General features: G+C 41.6%; 12 protein-coding genes. 11 read left to right on the top strand and 1 reads right to left on the bottom strand.

The window, feature by feature from the left end; genetic code table 11:
- The first annotated feature begins 68 nt into the window (after positions 1-68).
- The 7 genes from C4S61_RS09930 (at position 69) to C4S61_RS09900 (ending at position 12,114) form a co-directional block, all read left to right on the top strand.
- Positions 69-1,286: a PepSY-associated TM helix domain-containing protein gene (locus C4S61_RS09930; RefSeq protein WP_103924652.1), complete on the top strand. Its 1,218-nt coding sequence runs from the start codon at positions 69-71 to the stop codon at positions 1,284-1,286.
- Positions 1,287-1,837: 551 nt separating this feature from the next.
- Complete coding sequence (locus tag C4S61_RS09925; RefSeq protein WP_103924651.1) at positions 1,838-2,983, top strand: glycoside hydrolase family 130 protein; 1,146 nt, start codon at positions 1,838-1,840, stop codon at positions 2,981-2,983.
- 284 nt (positions 2,984-3,267) lie between these two features.
- Positions 3,268-3,936, top strand: coding sequence for a response regulator transcription factor (locus tag C4S61_RS09920; protein ID WP_103924650.1), 669 nt, complete (start codon positions 3,268-3,270; stop codon positions 3,934-3,936).
- The gene (locus tag C4S61_RS09915; RefSeq protein WP_103924649.1) at positions 3,933-5,315 is read left to right on the top strand and encodes a sensor histidine kinase; all 1,383 of its coding nucleotides are present in this window, start codon (positions 3,933-3,935) and stop codon (positions 5,313-5,315) included. Before C4S61_RS09920 ends, C4S61_RS09915 begins: the two co-directional genes overlap by 4 nt.
- 72 nt (positions 5,316-5,387) lie before the next feature.
- A complete protein-coding gene (locus tag C4S61_RS09910; protein WP_103924648.1) occupies positions 5,388-9,710 on the top strand; it encodes a CusA/CzcA family heavy metal efflux RND transporter in 4,323 nt (1,440 codons plus the stop codon).
- Complete coding sequence (locus C4S61_RS09905) at positions 9,710-10,867, top strand: efflux RND transporter periplasmic adaptor subunit (protein WP_103924647.1); 1,158 nt, start codon at positions 9,710-9,712, stop codon at positions 10,865-10,867. The genes C4S61_RS09910 and C4S61_RS09905 overlap by 1 nt, the downstream gene beginning before the upstream one ends.
- 152 nt (positions 10,868-11,019) lie before the next feature.
- Positions 11,020-12,114 carry an alkaline phosphatase family protein gene (locus C4S61_RS09900; protein ID WP_103924646.1) on the top strand — a complete coding sequence of 365 codons (1,095 nt, stop codon included), beginning with the start codon at positions 11,020-11,022 and terminating at the stop codon, positions 12,112-12,114.
- 331 nt (positions 12,115-12,445) lie between these two features.
- On the opposite strand, the gene C4S61_RS09895 is transcribed toward C4S61_RS09900, so the two are convergent.
- A complete protein-coding gene (locus C4S61_RS09895) occupies positions 12,446-12,793 on the bottom strand; it encodes a single-stranded DNA-binding protein (protein ID WP_103924645.1) in 348 nt (115 codons plus the stop codon).
- A 540-nt stretch (positions 12,794-13,333) separates the two neighbouring features.
- On the opposite strand from C4S61_RS09895, the gene C4S61_RS09885 reads away from it, so the two are divergent.
- The 4 genes from C4S61_RS09885 to C4S61_RS09870 all read left to right on the top strand — a co-directional run bounded on the left by C4S61_RS09885 (position 13,334) and on the right by C4S61_RS09870 (position 18,947).
- A complete protein-coding gene (locus C4S61_RS09885; RefSeq protein WP_103924643.1) occupies positions 13,334-13,873 on the top strand; it encodes a hypothetical protein in 540 nt (179 codons plus the stop codon).
- A gap of 180 nt (positions 13,874-14,053) precedes the next feature.
- Positions 14,054-16,783 (top strand): TrlF family AAA-like ATPase, encoded by a 2,730-nt coding sequence (locus C4S61_RS09880; protein WP_103924642.1) that lies wholly within the window; start codon positions 14,054-14,056, stop codon positions 16,781-16,783.
- On the top strand, positions 16,770-16,967 hold the full coding sequence (locus C4S61_RS09875; protein ID WP_103924641.1) for a hypothetical protein: 198 nt from the start codon (positions 16,770-16,772) through the stop codon (positions 16,965-16,967). Before C4S61_RS09880 ends, C4S61_RS09875 begins: the two co-directional genes overlap by 14 nt.
- Positions 16,968-17,006: 39 nt before the next feature.
- Positions 17,007-18,947: a GmrSD restriction endonuclease domain-containing protein gene (locus C4S61_RS09870; protein ID WP_103924640.1), complete on the top strand. Its 1,941-nt coding sequence runs from the start codon at positions 17,007-17,009 to the stop codon at positions 18,945-18,947.
- The last annotated feature ends 380 nt before the right edge of the window (positions 18,948-19,327 follow it).

Here is a 19,327-nt window from a genome sequence, read left to right as displayed (position 1 = left end):
TTCTTAGATCAATTCTAAATAGTTAAAACTCTTGTTTAGATTTGTTCCAGTTAAAAACAAGCTGCCGTATGTGGAAACCTATCCGGAAATTTTTGAATGACATTCACCTCTATGCGGGGCTGACCTGTGGCCTGATTGTGATCGTGGTTTGTCTGAGTGGGACGATCTACGTATACAATACCGAAATTCGTGAAACAGCTGATTCTGAGCGCTATTTTGTGGAGGTTTTCGGAGAAAAGATGTCTTTGGATGAATTGAAGGCAGAGGTAGAAGCAGCCCTAAAAGGTGAAATTGTCAGCGTCAATGTCTTCCAATCGGAGGATCGAAGTGTTCAGTTTGGAGTCAAAACTGAAGGTGCAGAGCGGCCTGTTACTTATTTTGTTAACCCGTATTCAGGGGAAATTCTCGCAAATAACATTGAGAAAACAGGAACTGAAGAATTTATGGGTTACGTCTTTTCGCTTCACCGTTGGTTGCTTTTGGATAAGATCGAGAAACCGATCCTCGAATCCAAGACCAATATGGAGTTGGGTAGATTTATCAATGGTGTGGCGACTTTACTTTTTTTGCTCGGTGTAATTACCGGGATATTCATCTGGTTTCCTCAGAAAGTTAAAAACTGGAAGCAAGGCCTGAAAATCAAATGGTCCGGCAATTGGAAGCGGGTCAATCATGACCTTCACAATACACTCGCATTCTATTCTCTTATTTTCCTGTTGATCATGGCTGTGACGGGTCCATTTTGGTCCTATCAGTGGTATAAAGAAGGCTGGCAAAAAACCTGGGACATTTATCAGGCACCTGTTCAGAGTGGAAATCAAAGCAAGGAATCTGTCGAAAAGTCAGCAGAAGTAATTCCGTCCGAATTCTCGGTTTTTTCCTTGGATCAGGTAGTAGCGGCAGGTAATTCGAAATTGGACTATGCAGGTAATTTGAGAATTTCCCTTCCATCCAAGCCGGGGGATAACATCTCGATCAGCAAATCCCGAACTGGTTTTTTTGCAAAAGCTGGAGCGGACCAATTGGCTTTAGACCCGGAAACACTTGATGTAAAGGAAGCAAAACTGTTTTCTGATTTATCAACCCGACAGCAAATCGGACGATCTGTCAAATCACTTCACACCGGAGAAATCTTCGGGCAGTTTACCAAATTCCTTTGGTTTTTGGCCTGCGTGGTAGCCACTTCACTTCCGATCACAGGTACCCTAATCTGGTGGAACAAACATCAAAAGAAGAAGCATTCAAAGCCAAAAAGGGCAGTAATTCCTAGGGCTGAATTGGCATAAACAAAAGGTTCAATTTTTCAAAAAGGGCTTCTGGATTTTCCGGGAGCTTTTTTTATGTTTTACCGCAGAGACGCAGAGGGCACAAAGCGAAATTTGAAGGTTTTTTACTTTTCTGTTCTGGTGTTTTGGTGGCCCACAGATTAGCACAGAAAAAAACACAGATTTTCACAGATTTTTTTTCTAAAATTTGTGCTTCAAGCCAAGATATTTCCCGCAGATGACCGCAGAGAAAAGATCGCTGATATTCGCAGATTATTTCTTACAGATTCCCGGGGAAAAACGCACAGATATTCCCTAAATTCATTTACTGGTTAAAAAATAAAAGCTTTAGCTTTTCTCCGTGCTCTCAAAAAAGTTTGAGCAGGGCAAATACTCCTTCAGAACTTTAAGTATTCAAGAACTGCCTTAGCCATCTCTCTTTTTCTCTGTGGTAAAAAAACTCACAAATGGCACGTATGTTCACAGATTTCCTTTGCGGAACTTTTTGTCCTTCGTGGTAAAAAAACAGGCATGGTGAGAAAACCTCCAAGGTTAAGCTGTATTTTGCTGCCATGACCCAAAATAGAAGCAAATTCTTACTCGCAGCCGCACTTTTGGTTTTGAGCAACCTAGCTTTTGCCCAAGAAAAATCCTGGATGCTCGGTCCATTTGAACGGCCTCAAAATGCTCAGCCGATTATTTCACCGATTTCCGATACCCAGTTTCAAGACCCGATGTCCGGCAAAATCGTCAACTGGGAATCTATGGCTACATTTAATCCCGCAGCAATTGTCCGAAACGGGAAAGTTCATGTAATCTACCGTGCTGAAGAAAAGCTGGGTGAAAAAGAAATCGGAGGCCACACTTCTCGCTTGGGAATGGCGATTTCTTCCGATGGTTTTCAATTCGTGCGGGAAAAAGTGCCGTTTTTTTATCCTCAGGAGGATTCTCAAAAGGAATTTGAATGGACAGGAGGTACCGAAGACCCTCGCATCGTAGAAACGGAAGATGGGCTTTTTGTGCTCACTTACACGCAGTGGAATCGGGACGTTCCCCGCTTGGCAGTTGCCACATCCAGGGATTTGAAAACTTGGGAAAAGCATGGGCCGATTTTCGAAAACTGGAAAGATGGCAAATACCACCATACCGAATCCAAGTCAGGTGCGATCGTTACCGAACTGAAAGACGGCAAGCTCATGGCTGCCAAAATCAACAGTAAATACTGGATGTATTATGGCGTGCCTCATATTTGGCTGGCTACCTCGGATGACTTGGTGAATTGGGTGCCAGTGGAAAACCATGAGGGAAATCGTGTTCCGGTCTTAAGTCCACGCCCTGGATTTTTCGATTCTTGGCTGGTAGAGGCAGGTCCTCCGCCATTGCTTACCGAGGATGGGATCGTGGTGCTTTACAACGCCGGTAATTCTCAGCAAGTAGGCGTGAAAAACCTGGGAAATCGAGTGTATACAGGGGGCCAGGCGCTGTTTGATGCGGCCGAACCCTGGAAGCTTCTGGATCGTGTGACCCAACCCTTCATTCAACCCGAATTGCCTTTTGAGAAATCGGGACAGTATCCCGAGGGGACGACTTTTTTAGAAGGCTTGGTCTATTTTCAGGGAAAATGGTTGCTTTACTACGGCACTGCGGATAGCATGGTGGGAGTGGTGAGTTCGACTAAGAGGTTAAGATTTAAAGAAGGGAGTAAAATCCAACAATAAATTCGATAAATGGCGAAACTAAAAATTGAAACTGTTAGACATTTGATATACTATTCTTACGCTAACTTGGCTAGTTGTCCTGCTTCTCCGAAAGCTGGACCCGCTTATCGTCCTATTTTCCCGCAGCTCTCCGCAGAAAATGCCGCTGATTTTCGCAGACTCTAATTCTAACCCGATTCGATATCAATCTCGGGCTTCACTTTTTGATTATTAAGAATATCTTAAGGGAAATCTGACTGGATTTTAACTTTCAATTCTGAATTTTGTCCTAATATTCCAATCCCATGCGTATCCTGATAGTAGAAGACGAACCCGGAATTTCAAATTTCCTCAAGCAGGGATTGGAAGAGGAAGCTTTTGCAGTGGATGTCACTGACAACGGAAAGTCCGGGCTTGACCTTGCGCTTTCAGGCCATTACGACTTGTTACTGTTGGATTGGATGCTTCCGGGAATCAGTGGGATTGAGCTTACCAGACTGTTTCGCAAGGATTTTCCCCAGACTCCGATCATTTTTCTTACAGCAAAAGATACGGTGGACGAGACCGTTTTTGGACTTCAATCCGGGGCCAATGATTACATCAAAAAGCCCTTCCATTTTGAGGAGCTTCTCGTTCGGATTCGGGTTCAACTCAGGGGAAAATCAAGTACAGAGGAAAACTTGAGCCTTGGGCCGATTTCTATTTTCCCTGATCGGCATTTGGTAAGAAAGGGGCGAGAGGAGATTCAACTGACGCAAAAAGAATTTGCCTTGCTGGAATATCTCGTGCGAAATAAAAACAAGGTTTGCCGTCGCACTCGGATCATAGAAAGTGTCTGGGACATCCACTTTGATTACAACACCGGAGTGATCGATGTCTTTATCAACTCGCTTCGCAAAAAGTTGAATCTGCAGAAGGACGAAGATTACATTCAGACCATTCGGGGTGTGGGCTATATGGCCAAAGAACTATGAAAAAACTTGCCTATAAGGAGCGAATTGCCGGAAGGTTGACCCTGGTCACTTCCCTGATTATACTGGTAGTTTTTGGGATTATCTATTTGGTGGCCAACTACACCGTCATCAGTAATATCGACAGGGAGTTGGGCTTGGAAACTGACAAGCATAAAGGACAGATTTTTTTGATCAATGGTGAAATCCGATTTCTTCATAAAGACGAATGGCAGGAAATGGAACACAGCCAGATTCAGCTCAATCCGATTTTTATAGAAATCGTGGACTTGGAAGGCAAATCCATGGATCGGTCTCCTAACCTTCGCGAAAATCACCTCAGCTTTTCACCTGAAAAATCAGCGAAAAAGGAAGCCTGGACACTCAGAATTGGAGCTAGCGAAGTGCGGCAGATGCAGATTCCTCTTTTCAATGGAGGAAAACTCGAAGGATACCTTTTGCTGGCTAAATCTTTTGAGGATTCTCGGGAATTGCTCAATAATTTGAGGAATGTCTTGCTGATTCTTTACCCGATAATTCTTCTTTCCCTGTTTTTGACGATGCGGTATCTGGCTGGAAAAAGCATAGAGCCGATCCGGCAGATCATCCGAAAAACCAATCAAATCACCCAAAGCAACCTCAACGAACGCGTACCTGAAGCGGAACCCAATGATGAAATCGGCCAACTCACCCGATCGATCAATGAACTGCTGGAGCGCCTTGAGGCTTCCCTCAATCGGGAAAAGCAATTTACTTCGGATGCATCCCATGAGTTAAGGACGCCACTTTCGGTACTCCGTGGGACCTTGGAAGTCCTGATTCGTAAACCGCGTACTTCGGATGAATATGTGGAGAAAATCAAAACTTCCCTCGCTACGATCGATCGAATGTCTGCCACGATCGATCAACTTTTGGCTTTGGCACGGGAGGAAAAAGGAAAAAATCTCGTCAAAGAAGAACTCGAACTGATCACTTTTCTGGAAGAAATAGTCGATGAAGCTGCGGTTGAGCATAATCGAAAGATAATATTTCAGTCCCAATCCGGAGTTCCGATCTATGTCAAAGCCAATGAAAAATCCCTGCAGATGATTCTGAGTAATCTGATCCAAAATGCGGTGAAATACTCACCCCAGGATTCGGAAATAGTGGTAAAGACTGGAATTACTCACGCTTTACCCTTCATTGAGATTTGTGACAGGGGAGCGGGGATTTTAGGAGAGCATTTGGACAAAATATTTGATCCATTTTTTAGGGAAAAATCCGTCGTGGATCAGCTGATTCCCGGTACAGGACTAGGTTTGGCTATTGTAAAAAAGCTTGCCCAGGAATCCGGAATCAAGATTTCTGTATCGAGTGAAAAAGGGGTTGGAAGCACATTTAGACTGGATTTACCCATTTCTTAAGCAAATCTTAAGAAAGGCCTAAGCCTGAACTAAGGGAGGAAATGGATCTTTGGATCAAAATTCTGCACCTTCATGCTAGACCGGATCATTCAGTGGAGTATCGGGCATAAGCTCATTGTTTTCATTTTTATCGCCATTTGGCTGGGATTTGGGATTTTCGCCCTTACACACCTGCCGATCGGCGCTGTACCGGATGTGACCAACAATCAGGTTCAGGTCATCACCACCTCCCGCAATCTTGCCACTGAAGACGTAGAGAAATACCTGACCTATCCCGTTGAGCTGGAGATGGCCAATCTTCCCGGGGTGGTGGAAATTCGCTCTATTTCCAAATTCGGATTGTCAGTGGTGACCATCGTTTTTGAGGAAGAGATGGGAACCTATCTGCCCCGGCAGCTGATTTCCGAGCGCTTGATCATGGCTCAGGAGCGGATTCCGCAGGGATTTGGGACTCCGTTTATGGGGCCGATTTCCACGGGATTGGGAGAGATCTACCAATACATCATTGACGTCAAACCGGGCTATGAGGACAAGTACTCCATCACAGATCTTCGGACGATTCAGGATTGGGTGGTGCGGAGACAGTTGGCTGGAATTCAAGGTGTAGTGGAAATCAATACTTGGGGTGGATTTCTGAAGCAGTACGAAGTCGCCATCAATCCGGATCAGTTGAAGGGGATGAACATCAATCTTGCTTCAGTCTATGATGTGTTGAGTAAAAACAACTCCGTTGCTGGAGGTAGCTACATCGAAAAGACAAATGAAAGCTTTTTCATTCGTGGCGAGGGATTGGTGACAAGCTTGGAGGACATCGGAAATATCGTCGTCGACGTCAGAAACGGCTCCCCGGTGTTCATCCGCGATATAGCTGAGGTTCGCTTCGGTCATGCCAATCGATTTGGAGCGATTACAGCCAATGGGGAAGGGGAGAAAGTCCTCGGTCAAGTCATGATGCTCAAAGGTGCAGATGGCAAGGGCACCATCGACCGGGTAAAGGAGCGGATTGCTGAAATGGAAAATACGCTTCCTGAAGGCGTGATGATCAACGGCTTTTTGGATCGCTCTGAACTGATCGATAACACGACATTTACCATTGCTGAAAACCTGATTTTGGGTTGCCTCATCGTTGTATTTGTGGTGGTTTTGCTTTTGGGGAATTTCAGATCCGGATTGGTCGTCGCTTCGGTGATTCCATTGAGTTTGCTTTTTGCGCTGTCGATGATGTACATTTTTGGGGTCGATGCCAACCTGATGAGTTTGGGAGCAATCGACTTTGGGATCATCATTGACGGAGCAGTGATCATTGTGGAATACATCGCCTTCCGTTTTACGCGATCCACTGCGCTTTTTGAAGGGCTTTCGCAGAGCGAAAAGCAAGTTGAGAAGGATAAAATCGCTTTCTCCGGAGCTTCGAAAATGATGCATTCTGCCATTTTTGGACAGATTATTATCATTATCGTATTTATTCCGATTCTTTCGCTTTCGGGCGTGGAGGGAAAAATGTTCCGTCCCATGGCCGAGGTATTCAGCTTTGCGCTGATCGGAGCCATGATTTTGGGTTTGACTTATGTGCCTGTAGTTTCTTCACTTTTCTTAAAGTCTGAAGCTCCCGGTCCAAGAAACATCTCAGTCCTTCTGATCAATTTTTTGAATCGCATCTACGAACCCACTATTAAATGGGCTTTAGACCACTCCAAACTGGTGTTGGCAGGGGCTGCTGTCATCCTTTTTGCTGCATTTTTTCTGTTTTCAACGATGGGGTCTGAGTTTGTCCCGACTTTGGATGAAGGGGACTTTGTGATTCAGCCGGTTTTGAAGACCGGAACCACTCTTTCCAATACGGTCGAAACAGTGACTAAAATGGAGGAGATTCTGATGAAATTTCCGGAAGTAAAGCAGGTGGTCACCCGGATTGGTGCGGCAGAAATCCCCACTGATCCCATGTCGATGGAGGAAAGTGACGTGATCGTGACCCTTCATCCGCCTTCTGAGTGGACCACTGTCGATACCAAAGATGAACTGGCCGAGGAATTTAAGAAAGCGCTCGAAGCGATTCCGGGACTGGATTATGAATTTACCCAGCCGATTGAGATGAGATTTAACGAATTGATTACAGGGGTCCGTGCGGATTTGGCAATCAAGGTTTTTGGGGAAGATCTGGATGTGCTACTGGAGACTGCCGAGGAAATCGAGGCCGCGATCCAGGGAGTGGAAGGTGCGGCAGATATTATTCTGGAAAAAGTGGATGGGCTTCCCCAAATGAAAATTGAATACGACCGTGCCAAAATCGCCAAGTTTGGGCTCAACGTCGAGGACTTGAATCAAGTGGTGACCATGGGTTTTGCCGGATTGAGTGCAGGGACAGTTTTCGAAGGGGAAAAGCAATTTGACTTGGTGGTTCGGTTTGCAGCGCCTTTCCGCAGGGATATTTTCAACCTCGAAAATGCAGCTATCCAGCTACCAACCGGTGGGAGTGTCCCGCTGAAGGAGCTGGCAAGAATCTCATACACTAAAGGTCCCGCAAAAATCTCCCGGGACAATACGCAGCGCAGGGTGGTGATCGGTGTCAATGTGAGAAATCGGGATTTGCAGTCGGTGGTTGATGATATTCAGGGGATAGTCTCCAAAATTGACATTCCTGAAGGCTACCGGGTCGATTATGGGGGACAATTTGAAAACCTTCAGCAGGCTAGATCCAGATTGTTGATCGCCGTTCCGGTGGCGCTGATCCTGATTTTTATCCTGCTTTATTTTGCTTTTTCATCCAGCAGAGATGCTTTTATGATTTACACTGCAATCCCGTTTTCGGCAATTGGGGGAATTCTTCTGCTTTGGCTGAGAGATATGCCATTTAGTATTTCTGCAGGAGTCGGTTTCATTGCTCTTTTCGGTATTGCTGTCCTCAATGGTATCGTGATGATCGAACATTTCAAATCTATGAAAGCTAAATTTTCTTCCATTCGGGAGCTCGTGATGGTGGGGGCCAAAGAGCGTCTTCGTCCTGTCCTCTTGACTGCATCAGCAGCGGCCCTTGGATTTTTACCAATGGCGGTCTCAGGTTCAGCCGGCGCGGAGGTTCAGCGTCCTCTGGCAACAGTAGTCGTTGGCGGTCTGATCTCAGCGACTTTACTCACTTTGGTGGTTTTGCCGGTTTTGTATGTACTATTTAATTCGAGAAAAGCAGGAGGTGTCAGGATTTCCAAGATTGCCGGCTCACTTTTGCTTTTATTCCTGGGCTTGTCATTTCCTGCCTTTGCACAAAATCAAGTTCAACTACTCAGTCTTAATCAAGCCTTGGAAATGGCTGAAGAACAAAACATCGGGATTCTTGCGGCCCAAAAAGGCCTACAATCTGCTACCGAACGGACTCGTTCTTCTTTGAATATCGATAAAACTCAGGTGTACTATGGTTTTGACAAAAACGATATTGCCGAGAATGGTATTTACAACCGTATCTGGGGAGTGAGGCAAAGTTTCGCGTTTCCATCGGTCTACTCTGCACAAAAAAACGTCCTTCAGGCCCAAGAAATGCAGGAAAACGCTTCCTTCCTGTTGGGAGTAAGGCAACTCAAGAAAGACGTGAGCCAGGCTTTTGTCACTGCCTTGTTTTGGGAGGAGTTGGTGACGAATTATGAATTTTTGGACAGTCTCTACGGAGAATTTACCCGGGCAGCGACTCGAAGGCTGGAGACTGGTGAGTCCAACCTTTTGGAAAAGCTTACCGCGGAAAGCAAACAGCGGGAGATCGGCCTGAAAAGAGCCGAGTCGCTCAGGAATAGTGAGAATTCAAAAAATCTGCTTCGTCAGTTATTGAATTTTGATGGGGAGTTCGTTTTGGCTGATGAGGATTTAACTTTTCCCAATCCACTTGATTTGGATCATCATCCCGGATTGCAGCTGTATCAAGCTGCATATCTCCAGGCAAAAAGTCAAACGGACGTAGACCGGCGAACTTTGCTTCCGGATATGAATCTGGACATCTTTCGAGGTACCAATCCGGAACCAGGTGCCAGAGTCTATCCGGGATTTCAGGCCGGAATCGGAATTCCACTGTTTTTTGGTTCACAAACTGCAAAAGTAAAAGCCGGAAAGTTTCATCAAGAGCAAATTCTACTGGAATCGGAGGCTTTCAAACAAAAGCTCGAAACCAACTACTTCAAAATCCAAAATGCTCTGGCTCAAAATCAGCAGGTGATCCATTATTATGAAACTGAAGGAAAAAGCCTGTCGGCACAACTTCGCGATCAAGCCATTCGCTCGTTCAAAGAAGGCGAAATTGATTTTCTGCAATACGTCCAGCTGATCGAAAACTCCCGAAACATCACCCTGCAGTATTTGCAGGCCAAACTGGATTACCAACTCAACCAATTAGAACTTATTTACCTGAATAACTGATGCGAGCGATTCTATCAAAATACTACCCGTTTGGCGTTCTGGCCGTGATTATTGGGATAATTTCCAGCTGCGAAAATTCCAAAAATTCCGATGCAGAAGGAATTGAAGTTTCTGAAGCTCCGGATGGATCAAATGAAATTTTGCTTACCGAAATTCAGTTCAACACCATGAAAATGGAGTGGGGGAGTCCTGTCAAAGGAGCGTTTTCGACAGGAATCTCGGTTCAGGGCACGGTGAAAGTACCGGTAGAAGGCATGCAGGAGATTTCAGCCTATTTTGGTGGATATGTGAGTGCGCTGGAGCTGATTGAAGGTCAGCCGGTGCGAAGAGGACAGACACTCTTTTACCTGGAAAACCCGGATTTTATACGCCTGCAGCAGGATTATTTGGAGACAAGCAGCCAATTAACCTATCTGAAGTCGGAGTTTGAGCGGCAAAAGACCCTGGCCTCAGAGCAGATTTCAGCACAGAAGAATTTCCTCAAAGCCGAGGCGGATTACCTGGGCTCTTTGGCAAAAAGCCAAAGTTTGAAAAAGCAACTCAGCCTCATCAACATCAATGCAGACGAGCTGACACCCGAAACTATCCGATCCAAAGTCCCGGTCTTTTCACCGATTTCGGGATTTGTGGCCGAAGTATTTGCCGTCCCGGGTCAATTTTTACCTGTCTCAGGCAAGGCCGTTTCCTTGATAAACAAAGATCATTTACATATTGAACTGATTCTTTTTGAAAAAGACGCCGGCCTAATCCGGGTAGGCCAGAAAGTGGCTTTTTCGGCTCCGGATAGCCCATCCGAAGAGATTATGGCTCAAATTCATGTGGTGGGTCAGGTAGTAAACGAAAATCGTCAAATTCTTGTACATGCGGACTTGCAGGATGAGAAAGAAGGTGCAAATCTATTTCCGGGCATGTTTGTACAGGCCCAAATCCAACTTGACCCACAGGAGTCCTGGGCTTTACCGGAAGATGCCTTGGTTGAGTTGGAAGGGGAGTATTTTATATTGGTACAAAAAGGAAAAACGGAACGGGGCTTTCAGTTGGCACGCATTAAAGTAGTTCCGGGCTCAAAAAGTAAAGGGATGATTGAGATTCAGCCGGTTGATGGACTGGACGAGACCTCGGTGGTTTTGGTTCGAGGGGGATTTAACTTGCTTTGATTCTTTTGGCAAAACCTTTCCAACTGGTGTTTTATGCGGATATTGGAGTAAAAACCTGGGCTGAAAAGGGCATTAGGATGTCTGTGAATTAGCGGTAAATTGTAGAGTATTTGTCGCTGATAGTCACATTTTGAACCAAATCCTCCGGAAATATGAAGAGAATTCGTTTCTTTTTTTTGGTAATGGGTGTGTTGGCTTTCCAACCGACCTTCTCACAAAATTCAACCTATAAGACTGAAAATGTCGTCCTGATCACTTTGGACGGACTCAGATGGCAGGAGCTTTTCAAAGGCGCCGATTCCTTGTTCATTGATGATACAGGGATGATCAAATCCGCAGGTTCGCTATTAAGTGACTTTTGGCATGAAGACCCAATGGTGCGGAGGCAACTGTTGCTTCCTTTTTTCTGGAATACGATTGCCATACAAGGGCAGATTTATGGTAATCGTGCCCATGGAAATAGGGTCAATAATGCCAATTCAATGTGGTTTTCCTTTCCGGGCTACAATGAAGTCCTGTGCGGTTTTGCGGATGATGAGCGCATCAACTCCAATGCTAAAATCAATAATCCCAATGTCACTTTTCTCGAATACTTAAATCAAAATCCTGAATATCAAGGCAAAGTCTTTGCTTTTGGAAGTTGGGATGTGTTTCCATACATCGTCAATGAAGAGCGAAGCGGTGTACCGGTAAATGCCGGTTTTGACAAAGCGGAAGGAAATGACTTGACCGACGTGGAGAAAACAATCAATCGACTTCAGTCAGAAATCCGCGGGCCTTGGGGTGGAGTGAGGTTGGATCCGTTTACCCATCACTTTGCAATGGAGACAATGAAAAAACACAAACCGCGTGTAACCTACATCGCTTATGGAGAAACTGACGACTGGGCGCACGACAACGAATACGACCAATATCTCTGGTCAGCCAGACAAACCGATGCCCATATCAGAGAAATCTGGGATTTCATCCAGTCTGATCCCCAGTATAAGGATAAAACCACAATGATTATCACAACAGACCACGGTCGTGGCACCAACAAATCTTCTTGGAGAAGTCATGGTTCCAGTATTCCAATCGCGGGAGAAATTTGGATTGCAGCTATTGGGCCTGATACTCCGCCGGGTGGTGAAATGAAAACTCCGGGTCAATGGCAATCTGCCATGATCGCGCGCACGATCTTTCAGCTGTTGGGCATGGAATATCCCGATCCGAAAGCCTTTCCGGCTGTAAAGGAGATGGTTCGGTAGTTGGTTTTTATATGTGAAGCGTGAAAAGTAAGTAGTAAGTGTTGAGTGGTTTTTTTGCACACTCACCGCTTACAGCTTACCTTTTACAGAAAATTTCCGAAGAAACCTAGTCCTCTTTCCTTTCCTGGATATAAAGGTTTCCCGCAGATTTTCACAGCAAAGCGCACAGATTTTCCCGGATTTTTAAAAACTCAAATTCAGCGGCTTTGAGGAGCGGTTAGTTCTTGAAAAGATAAAATCCTTTATTCGGGGTAGGAAGGTAAGGCGTGAATGAGCAATGTTTACCCATTCACCACTCACCTTTTACCATTTACAAATTTCATGAGAATACTTAGTCCTCCTTCCCTTTCTTGCTCATTAGAAGAAAGTCGCTGACCACGATCTCGGTCATGTAGCGCTTCTCGCCATTCTTGTCGGTGTAGGAGTGGTTGGTGATTTTGCCTTCGATCCCGACTTCAGAACCTTTGTCTGTGTACTTGGAGAGCGTCTCCGCCGGCTTGCCCCAGATGACCAGGTTATGCCAGGTGGTTTCGGTGACTTTTTCCCCCTTTTGGTTTTTGTAGGTTTCATTGGTCGCCAGGGTGACATGGCCTACGACTTTGCCTGACTCGAGGGTTTTCAATTCTACTTTGGTACCCAGGTGACCGATGAGCTGAACTTTGTTCCGTAGCGTGTTCATGATTTTAAGATGTTAAGTGTGAAAGATTTCATTAACAATTTCCGCCAGAGGATAATTGATGAACCAAAGTTGGGAGGAGGCGCAAAAAGTAGTCGGTAGTTAGTCGTTTGTATTCGATTGTAGTCGTTTGTTGTCGGATAATTAGGCTTGGATGGCCTGGATGGTGTTTTTTTGGTTGGGAAAAAAAATGGTATTCGAGAAGAAAATAGGTGAAAGTTGTCAAATCTGTTATTCTTCGATTCGAAGAAAGGAGATGGATGGATCCTTCTTGAGGAAATTCCAAGGACGGAGAAACCTTATAGAGAAAAAATCAACTATTTATCATTTTTAAGCTTAAAAAATCACCGAATTGCTTAGATTGAGATCAGAAACAGCCGGAAGACGCACTCCGCACATAACGGATATACACGACACTGGGGAGGGGAGTTAGATTTATTGGGATGTTATAGCCAATTTTAGAAAACCGACACCGTGACAAAAAAAGGACTTATATGGACAATTGTAGTTTGGGTTATTTTGACCCTAATAAACTACTACTATATGAATTTTTTCTTTTTAGCATTTATATGGCTAGGACTGACTTTGACATTATTAATACTGACAATAATTCAATTAGTAAAGACAATTAAAGAAAGGAAAATATTAACCAAACTTCGTATCGCAAAACTTGTGACATTTTCGATACTCTTTCTTTTGACACTTTACCGACATAAAACCAATCTTGCTATAGAAAAAGTAGACTGGTTCATTCTTGAAAACAAAAGAAATGAAATCGTAGAAAAAGTGAAAAACAAAGAACTTAATCCAAATGTAAGCTGGAATGGATGGGTTTGTGAATTACCTTTTGAATTTCCAATAGTTTCAAATGGAGGAAACGACATTGGAATATCAAGAAATGAAGAAAATAATGGAACGACAGTGACATTTTGGGTTTTTCGCAATTTTTTCGACTCGCCTTCGACACATTTTGTTTACACGAACGACCCAGAAGAGATAAAAAGATTAGATAAAAAAGTTGCTGAACGTCCTGACGACAACTGGAAGATTAAACAAAATTGGTATAGAAAATATGGCGACTAACGAAAGAAAAACTGGCTATAACAGGCGTTTGGCAAAAAAGCGGGTTCAGTGGTTAAATGAACATTCTACACCGTATCAACTTTTGTGCTGGGTTGACAGTTTAGTGCTTCGAAATCCGCTTCTTCGCCAAGCGCCAAAACGTTGGGTGCAAGCTTAAAAAGACACCGTAAAAAATAAATTATGACAAAAATTGTAAGGGGTTCAGAATGGAGAATTTGGGATTTACATATCCATACTCCTGAATCAATATGTCAAGACTATAAAAATACTCCTGAGAATTGGGACAAGTTTATAAACTGCTTAGAAAACCTACCAGAAGATGTTAAAGTGATTGGTATAACTGATTATTATTTCATTGATGGGTATGAAAAAGTAATGGCTTATAAAGCCAAAGGAAGATTGAAAAACCTTGAAAAAATATTTCCAATTCTTGAGTTTCGGATTGACACCTTTGGAAGCGGAAATGAAAACAGGCTTCAAAAAATTAACTTACATATTCTATTCGATATAGATGAATCAAAACTAGAGGCTGAAATAAAGAAAATTCGTGAAGAATTTATCGACAACATAAAAATTTCGAAATTAGAAGCTCATAAAACTAAAAAACTCTCAAAAGAAAATTTTTCTGAAATAGGCGGAACATTAAAAGACGGTTTTGAATCACTAATTCCATCCACAGAAGAAGTTTTAGAGCTTGTAAATTCAACCACCTGGAAAGACAAAACTTTTCTATTTCTTGGATATAAAGAATGGAGCAATCTTGAAAAAAACCAACAGCTCAAACCCTTAAAAGACCATTTGTATTCACAGGTAAAAGCCTTTTTCAGTAATAATATTGAAACCAATGAGAAAAACCAAAATTGGCTCAATGAGTTTGGAAATAAAAAACTACTTCACTCACTAGACATACATTCATTCAAAGATTTAGATACATATGAATTTGAAGAAAATGGAAATAAAAAGCCAATAGATAATTATCATTGCCATACTTGGATAAAAGCAGACCCAACATTTAATGGTATAAAACAAATTGATTACGAACCTGATGAGAGAGTCTCAATTGAGCAAATTAAACCACAAGAAAAAGCGGGTTATCAAGCAATCGATTCTGTAACCATAACTCATAGCGATTTTACACATCAGACATTATACTTAAATCAAAACCTAAATTGTATAATAGGCGGAAGGTCAACTGGTAAATCCGTTTTGCTTGGTGCAATTGCAAAGAAGTTAAATTGCGATAAACCTGTAAAATTTGGCAATCAAGAATACACCGATTTTGTAAACGCAATAGTTTCAGGTCTTTCTATCGCTTGGAAAGATGGTGTTGAAAACAATGATAGAAATATCGAATATTTTCCTCAAAGCTATATGTATCAATTAGCTAAAAACAAGGATGGCGAACTGGATAAATTAGTCGAGGAAATTATTAAGCAGGATGCTGTAAAAAATCAGTTAATAACAAACTACGATTCCTTTTCAAGCGAAAACAACTCTGATATAACAACAAAAATCAACAAGCTTTTTCAATTACAAGAAGAACTAGTCAAGCGTAAGCTAAAACTTAAGGAAAAGGGAGATGAAAAAGGAATTAGAAGTGAAATAGAGAAACTGACTAAAGAGCTTTCGGAATTAAAACTAAAAATTCAAATAACCGAACAAGAGCTTGAAGAATATAACAAGTTAAAATTAAAACTAGAGGAGCTTACAAAAACAAATGAAACTTATAATACTCAAATCTCTAAAATACAAGCATTAAAGGAAAAATTTTTCCTTAATAAAGACATAGACTTTGATATAGTTTCACTTTCAGAGTCAAACAGAAGCTATATTAAATCTTCTTTTGAAAAGCTCAAAGAAAAGTTTCAAAAGGAATGGGAATCTGAAGTCGATAAAATTTCTTTAAAAAACTCTGTAATTGTAAAAGCAAACAGCGAAGTAATTACCGAGATTGAGAAAAATCAAAATTACATAAAGGGGATTGAAGCTTTCAAGAATAATAACCAATACAAAGAAGTTGAAGAGAAGCTCAAAATACAAAGAGACAAACTTGCTGACATAACCTTAATTAAAAAGGAAATAGAAGAGTTTATTTTACAAATTGACAGTTTTAAAACCTCAATAAAACAAGCACATAGGAACTTCTATATCAAAATTGAAGAAATAAAAGAAAGTCTTAAAATTTCAGAAGGTAAATTAGAAATATTAGCTTTCCCAAAACTAAAATCGAATGAGTTTAAAGAACTTTTAAATTGGAGTATCAATCAACAAAGTGACGAAGGTAAAAGGATAGTGAATACATCTATTGAAAATAAGGTAGAAGATTATTTTAAACTTACTAATGAGATTTTTGAAAAACTCTTAAGCGGCACCATAACATTAAAGGGAGGAAATGAACATTTGGGCTTAGCATTAAAATTAATGGCTACAAATTACTTTCAAATTTCCTACAACATTCTTTATGAAGACACATTTAACCAAATGTCGGAAGGAAAAAAAGCATTTGTCGTTCTTATGTTGTTATTAGACTTTAGTGATAAAGATTGTCCGATATTAATTGACCAACCAGAAGACGATTTAGATAATAGAGCAATTTACAAAGAGTTGGTTAAGTATCTGAAAAAGAAGAAAAAAGAAAGACAAATAATTGTTGTTACGCATAATCCTAATATCGTGGTAGGTGCTGATTCAGAGCAAGTAATTGTAGCTAATCAAAATGGAGTTGACACTAAGAATAGAAATGGAACTAAATTTCAATACATCACTGGTAGTTTGGAAAATACAAAAGAAACTGATGAAAAAATTGAAATTATCCTTGAGAGACAAGGGATTAAAGAACACGTCTGCGAAATACTCGAAGGAGGTAATGAAGCTTTTAAACAACGTGAGAAAAAGTATGACATCAAATAGAAAGCCAGCACCCAACAGCACCTACCCAAAAGTTGCGGTTCAGTGGTTAAATCAAGCTTTGGGTCTCTATCAAAGTTTGTACTTGGTTGACAGTGAATTGCTTCGAAATCGCCACCTTCGGGTAGCTGCCAATCGTTATCGGCTATTCTATGACGACAGTGCGAACTTGAACCGACAGACATAAAACTAACTTTGACAACAATAACTATAAGACAAACAAGACATGGCAGAACTTTATTCAATCTCTGAAATATTTGACAAACGAGTTTTACGCATCCCAGACTTTCAACGGGGATTTTCCTGGGGTGAAAGACAGCTTGACGATTTTTGGGACGACTTAGAAAAAGTTTCTCAAAGCAAAATCCACTACACAGGTTTGTTGACAATTGAAAGAGTTAAAATTCTTGCCAACAACATTGCCAAATGGAATGACACTTTGTTTCTTGTTAATGCTGATGACAACTCAAAATATGTTCCCTACTACATTGTTGACGGACAACAGCGAGTTACGACTGCAATTATTCTTATTACTTCAATTCTTGACAGGTTAGATAGTGAAGCAACAATTTCAGGCTTGACAAAAAAGTCCGTTGCACAGAAATACATTAAAGTTGAAAACACTAATGGCAAGACATTCATTTTCGGTTATGAGAAAGACGACCCGAGTTATGAATTTTTGAAAGCAAATGTTTACAAAGAGAATGCAGCAAACACACTAAATGAACCTGAAACTCTCTATACAAAAAATTTAGACTTCGCCAAAAAATATTTTGACGGTAAAGTCAAAGATTTCAATCCTCACCAACTGGAAACGCTATTCTCTAAACTAACTCACAATATCAAATTCAACCTTTATGAAGTTGATGAGGACTTAGATGTTTATGTGATGTTTGAAACAATGAATAATAGAGGCAAACCTCTTTCAAAACTTGAATTATTAAAAAATCGTCTGATTTACCTTTCAACAATTCTTGACAACAGCGAGGAGGAAATAAACTCACTTCGTAACCAAATAAATGAAAGCTGGAAAACGGTTTACACATTCTTAGGCAAGAACAAAGAGAAGCCATTAGACGATGACGACTTTTTGAAAAATCATACCTACATGTATTTCGGTTACATGGACAAGACAGCAGATTTGTTTTCCGAGTATCTTCTTGACGACTATTTCACAACCAAAAATGTTTTGGACAGAGTTGTTCGTCTTGCGACAATAGAGAACTATGTAATCAGCGTTCAAAAAAGCGTTCAGAAATGGTTTGAAATAAATTTCCCTTTTCATACTGTTTCAACACTGGACAATAATCTCAAAGAGTGGATTGATAAAATCAACCGATTAAAGTATGCTCCATTTGAACCAAATATTATGGCAGCACTTCTAAGTAATCCACCAGCAGATGCAATGCTTAAACTTTTGAAAGCGATGGACAGATATGTGTTTTTAGTTTTCAAGATTTTCCAGAGCAGACAGCACATGGGTAAAAATCTATTTTACGCAAAAGCAAAAGGGGTTTACGAAACAGGCGACATTTGGGAATTGAAACGCCTTATTGAAACACGAACAGACAGCGATACAAAAGAATACGACATTAACCTTTTTCAAAATTACCTTTCCGAAATCTTTCAAAATGTAAAAGAGAAAAAAGGTTATTACGCATGGAACGGAATTCATTATTTTCTATATGAGTATGAACTTTCTCTACAAGGAAATGAGGAGCAGAAAATAACTTATGACACATTCGTAAAGCGAAATTCTATTGAGCACATTTTCCCACAGACCGCAGTTGATGAGTGTTGGCAGACAGCATTTGACACATATTCAAACGAACAACGAGTTAAACTTAAAAACTCTTTAGGGAACTTACTACTATTATCAGTTCCTAAAAACGCTCATTTACAGAACAAGTGCTTTGACTATAAGAAAAGGCATCCGACAACAAATAATCCAAACGAATTCAAAGGTTACTTTAATGGTTCTCACAGCGAAATTGAAGTCAACGCTTATCCTAACTGGACAGCAAAGGAAATATTGGAACGAGGTGTAAAAATGTTGAACTTTATGGAACGTAGATGGGAAATGAGAATTGGAAACTTTGACCAAAAGAAAAAAATATTGTTCGTTGAGTTTCTGCAAATCGGTGAACACGAATTAAATTTAGCTTGACATGCAATTTGAAGCGACACGACTTCGGACGGACAGAAGAACAGCCGATAACAACTAGGTTTTCGTTGCGTGCGAAGCACGAACAATGAAACCGCTGTTGCACGAAACCGGTGAAGTGCTTATGGGGATTGAGTCGGTATTTTTGGAGGTAAACGAGGTGCCCACTAAGATTAAAAAGTAAACCCTACCAGCAGATTCCGTATCGAATCAAAAAAATTAGATCATTCTGAGTCTTTTCAGCCCCGTTTTGGAAGGGCTTTTTTGTGGCTTAGGCCCGCCTGAAGATCGGGCAGGCATAGCTCCGCCAGCCCGACAAAAATCAGGAATTAAAATTGGGTTGAGAGAGTGGGATAGACGGCCTTTGGTGGTCCCCGTTTGGG

It is taken from the genome of Algoriphagus boritolerans DSM 17298 = JCM 18970 (assembly GCF_900108085.1).
Lineage (GTDB): Bacteria > Bacteroidota > Bacteroidia > Cytophagales > Cyclobacteriaceae > Algoriphagus > Algoriphagus boritolerans.
This window is presented reverse-complemented; position numbering and strand designations above follow the sequence as displayed.

Excerpts from the sequence above, each read along its gene's own strand:
- C4S61_RS09870 (WP_103924640.1), top strand. The coding sequence starts at position 17,007 with ATGGCAGAACTTTATTCAATCTCTGAAATATTTGACAAACGAGTTTTA.
- C4S61_RS09875 (WP_103924641.1), top strand. The coding sequence starts at position 16,770 with ATGACATCAAATAGAAAGCCAGCACCCAACAGCACCTACCCAAAAGTT.
- C4S61_RS09915 (WP_103924649.1), top strand. The coding sequence starts at position 3,933 with ATGAAAAAACTTGCCTATAAGGAGCGAATTGCCGGAAGGTTGACCCTG.
- C4S61_RS09885 (WP_103924643.1), top strand. The coding sequence starts at position 13,334 with ATGAATTTTTTCTTTTTAGCATTTATATGGCTAGGACTGACTTTGACA.
- C4S61_RS09900 (WP_103924646.1), top strand. The coding sequence starts at position 11,020 with ATGAAGAGAATTCGTTTCTTTTTTTTGGTAATGGGTGTGTTGGCTTTC.
- C4S61_RS09895 (WP_103924645.1), bottom strand. The coding sequence starts at position 12,793 with ATGAACACGCTACGGAACAAAGTTCAGCTCATCGGTCACCTGGGTACC.
- C4S61_RS09880 (WP_103924642.1), top strand. The coding sequence starts at position 14,054 with ATGACAAAAATTGTAAGGGGTTCAGAATGGAGAATTTGGGATTTACAT.
- C4S61_RS09920 (WP_103924650.1), top strand. The coding sequence starts at position 3,268 with ATGCGTATCCTGATAGTAGAAGACGAACCCGGAATTTCAAATTTCCTC.
- C4S61_RS09925 (WP_103924651.1), top strand. The coding sequence starts at position 1,838 with ATGACCCAAAATAGAAGCAAATTCTTACTCGCAGCCGCACTTTTGGTT.
- C4S61_RS09905 (WP_103924647.1), top strand. The coding sequence starts at position 9,710 with ATGCGAGCGATTCTATCAAAATACTACCCGTTTGGCGTTCTGGCCGTG.
- C4S61_RS09930 (WP_103924652.1), top strand. The coding sequence starts at position 69 with ATGTGGAAACCTATCCGGAAATTTTTGAATGACATTCACCTCTATGCG.
- C4S61_RS09910 (WP_103924648.1), top strand. The coding sequence starts at position 5,388 with ATGCTAGACCGGATCATTCAGTGGAGTATCGGGCATAAGCTCATTGTT.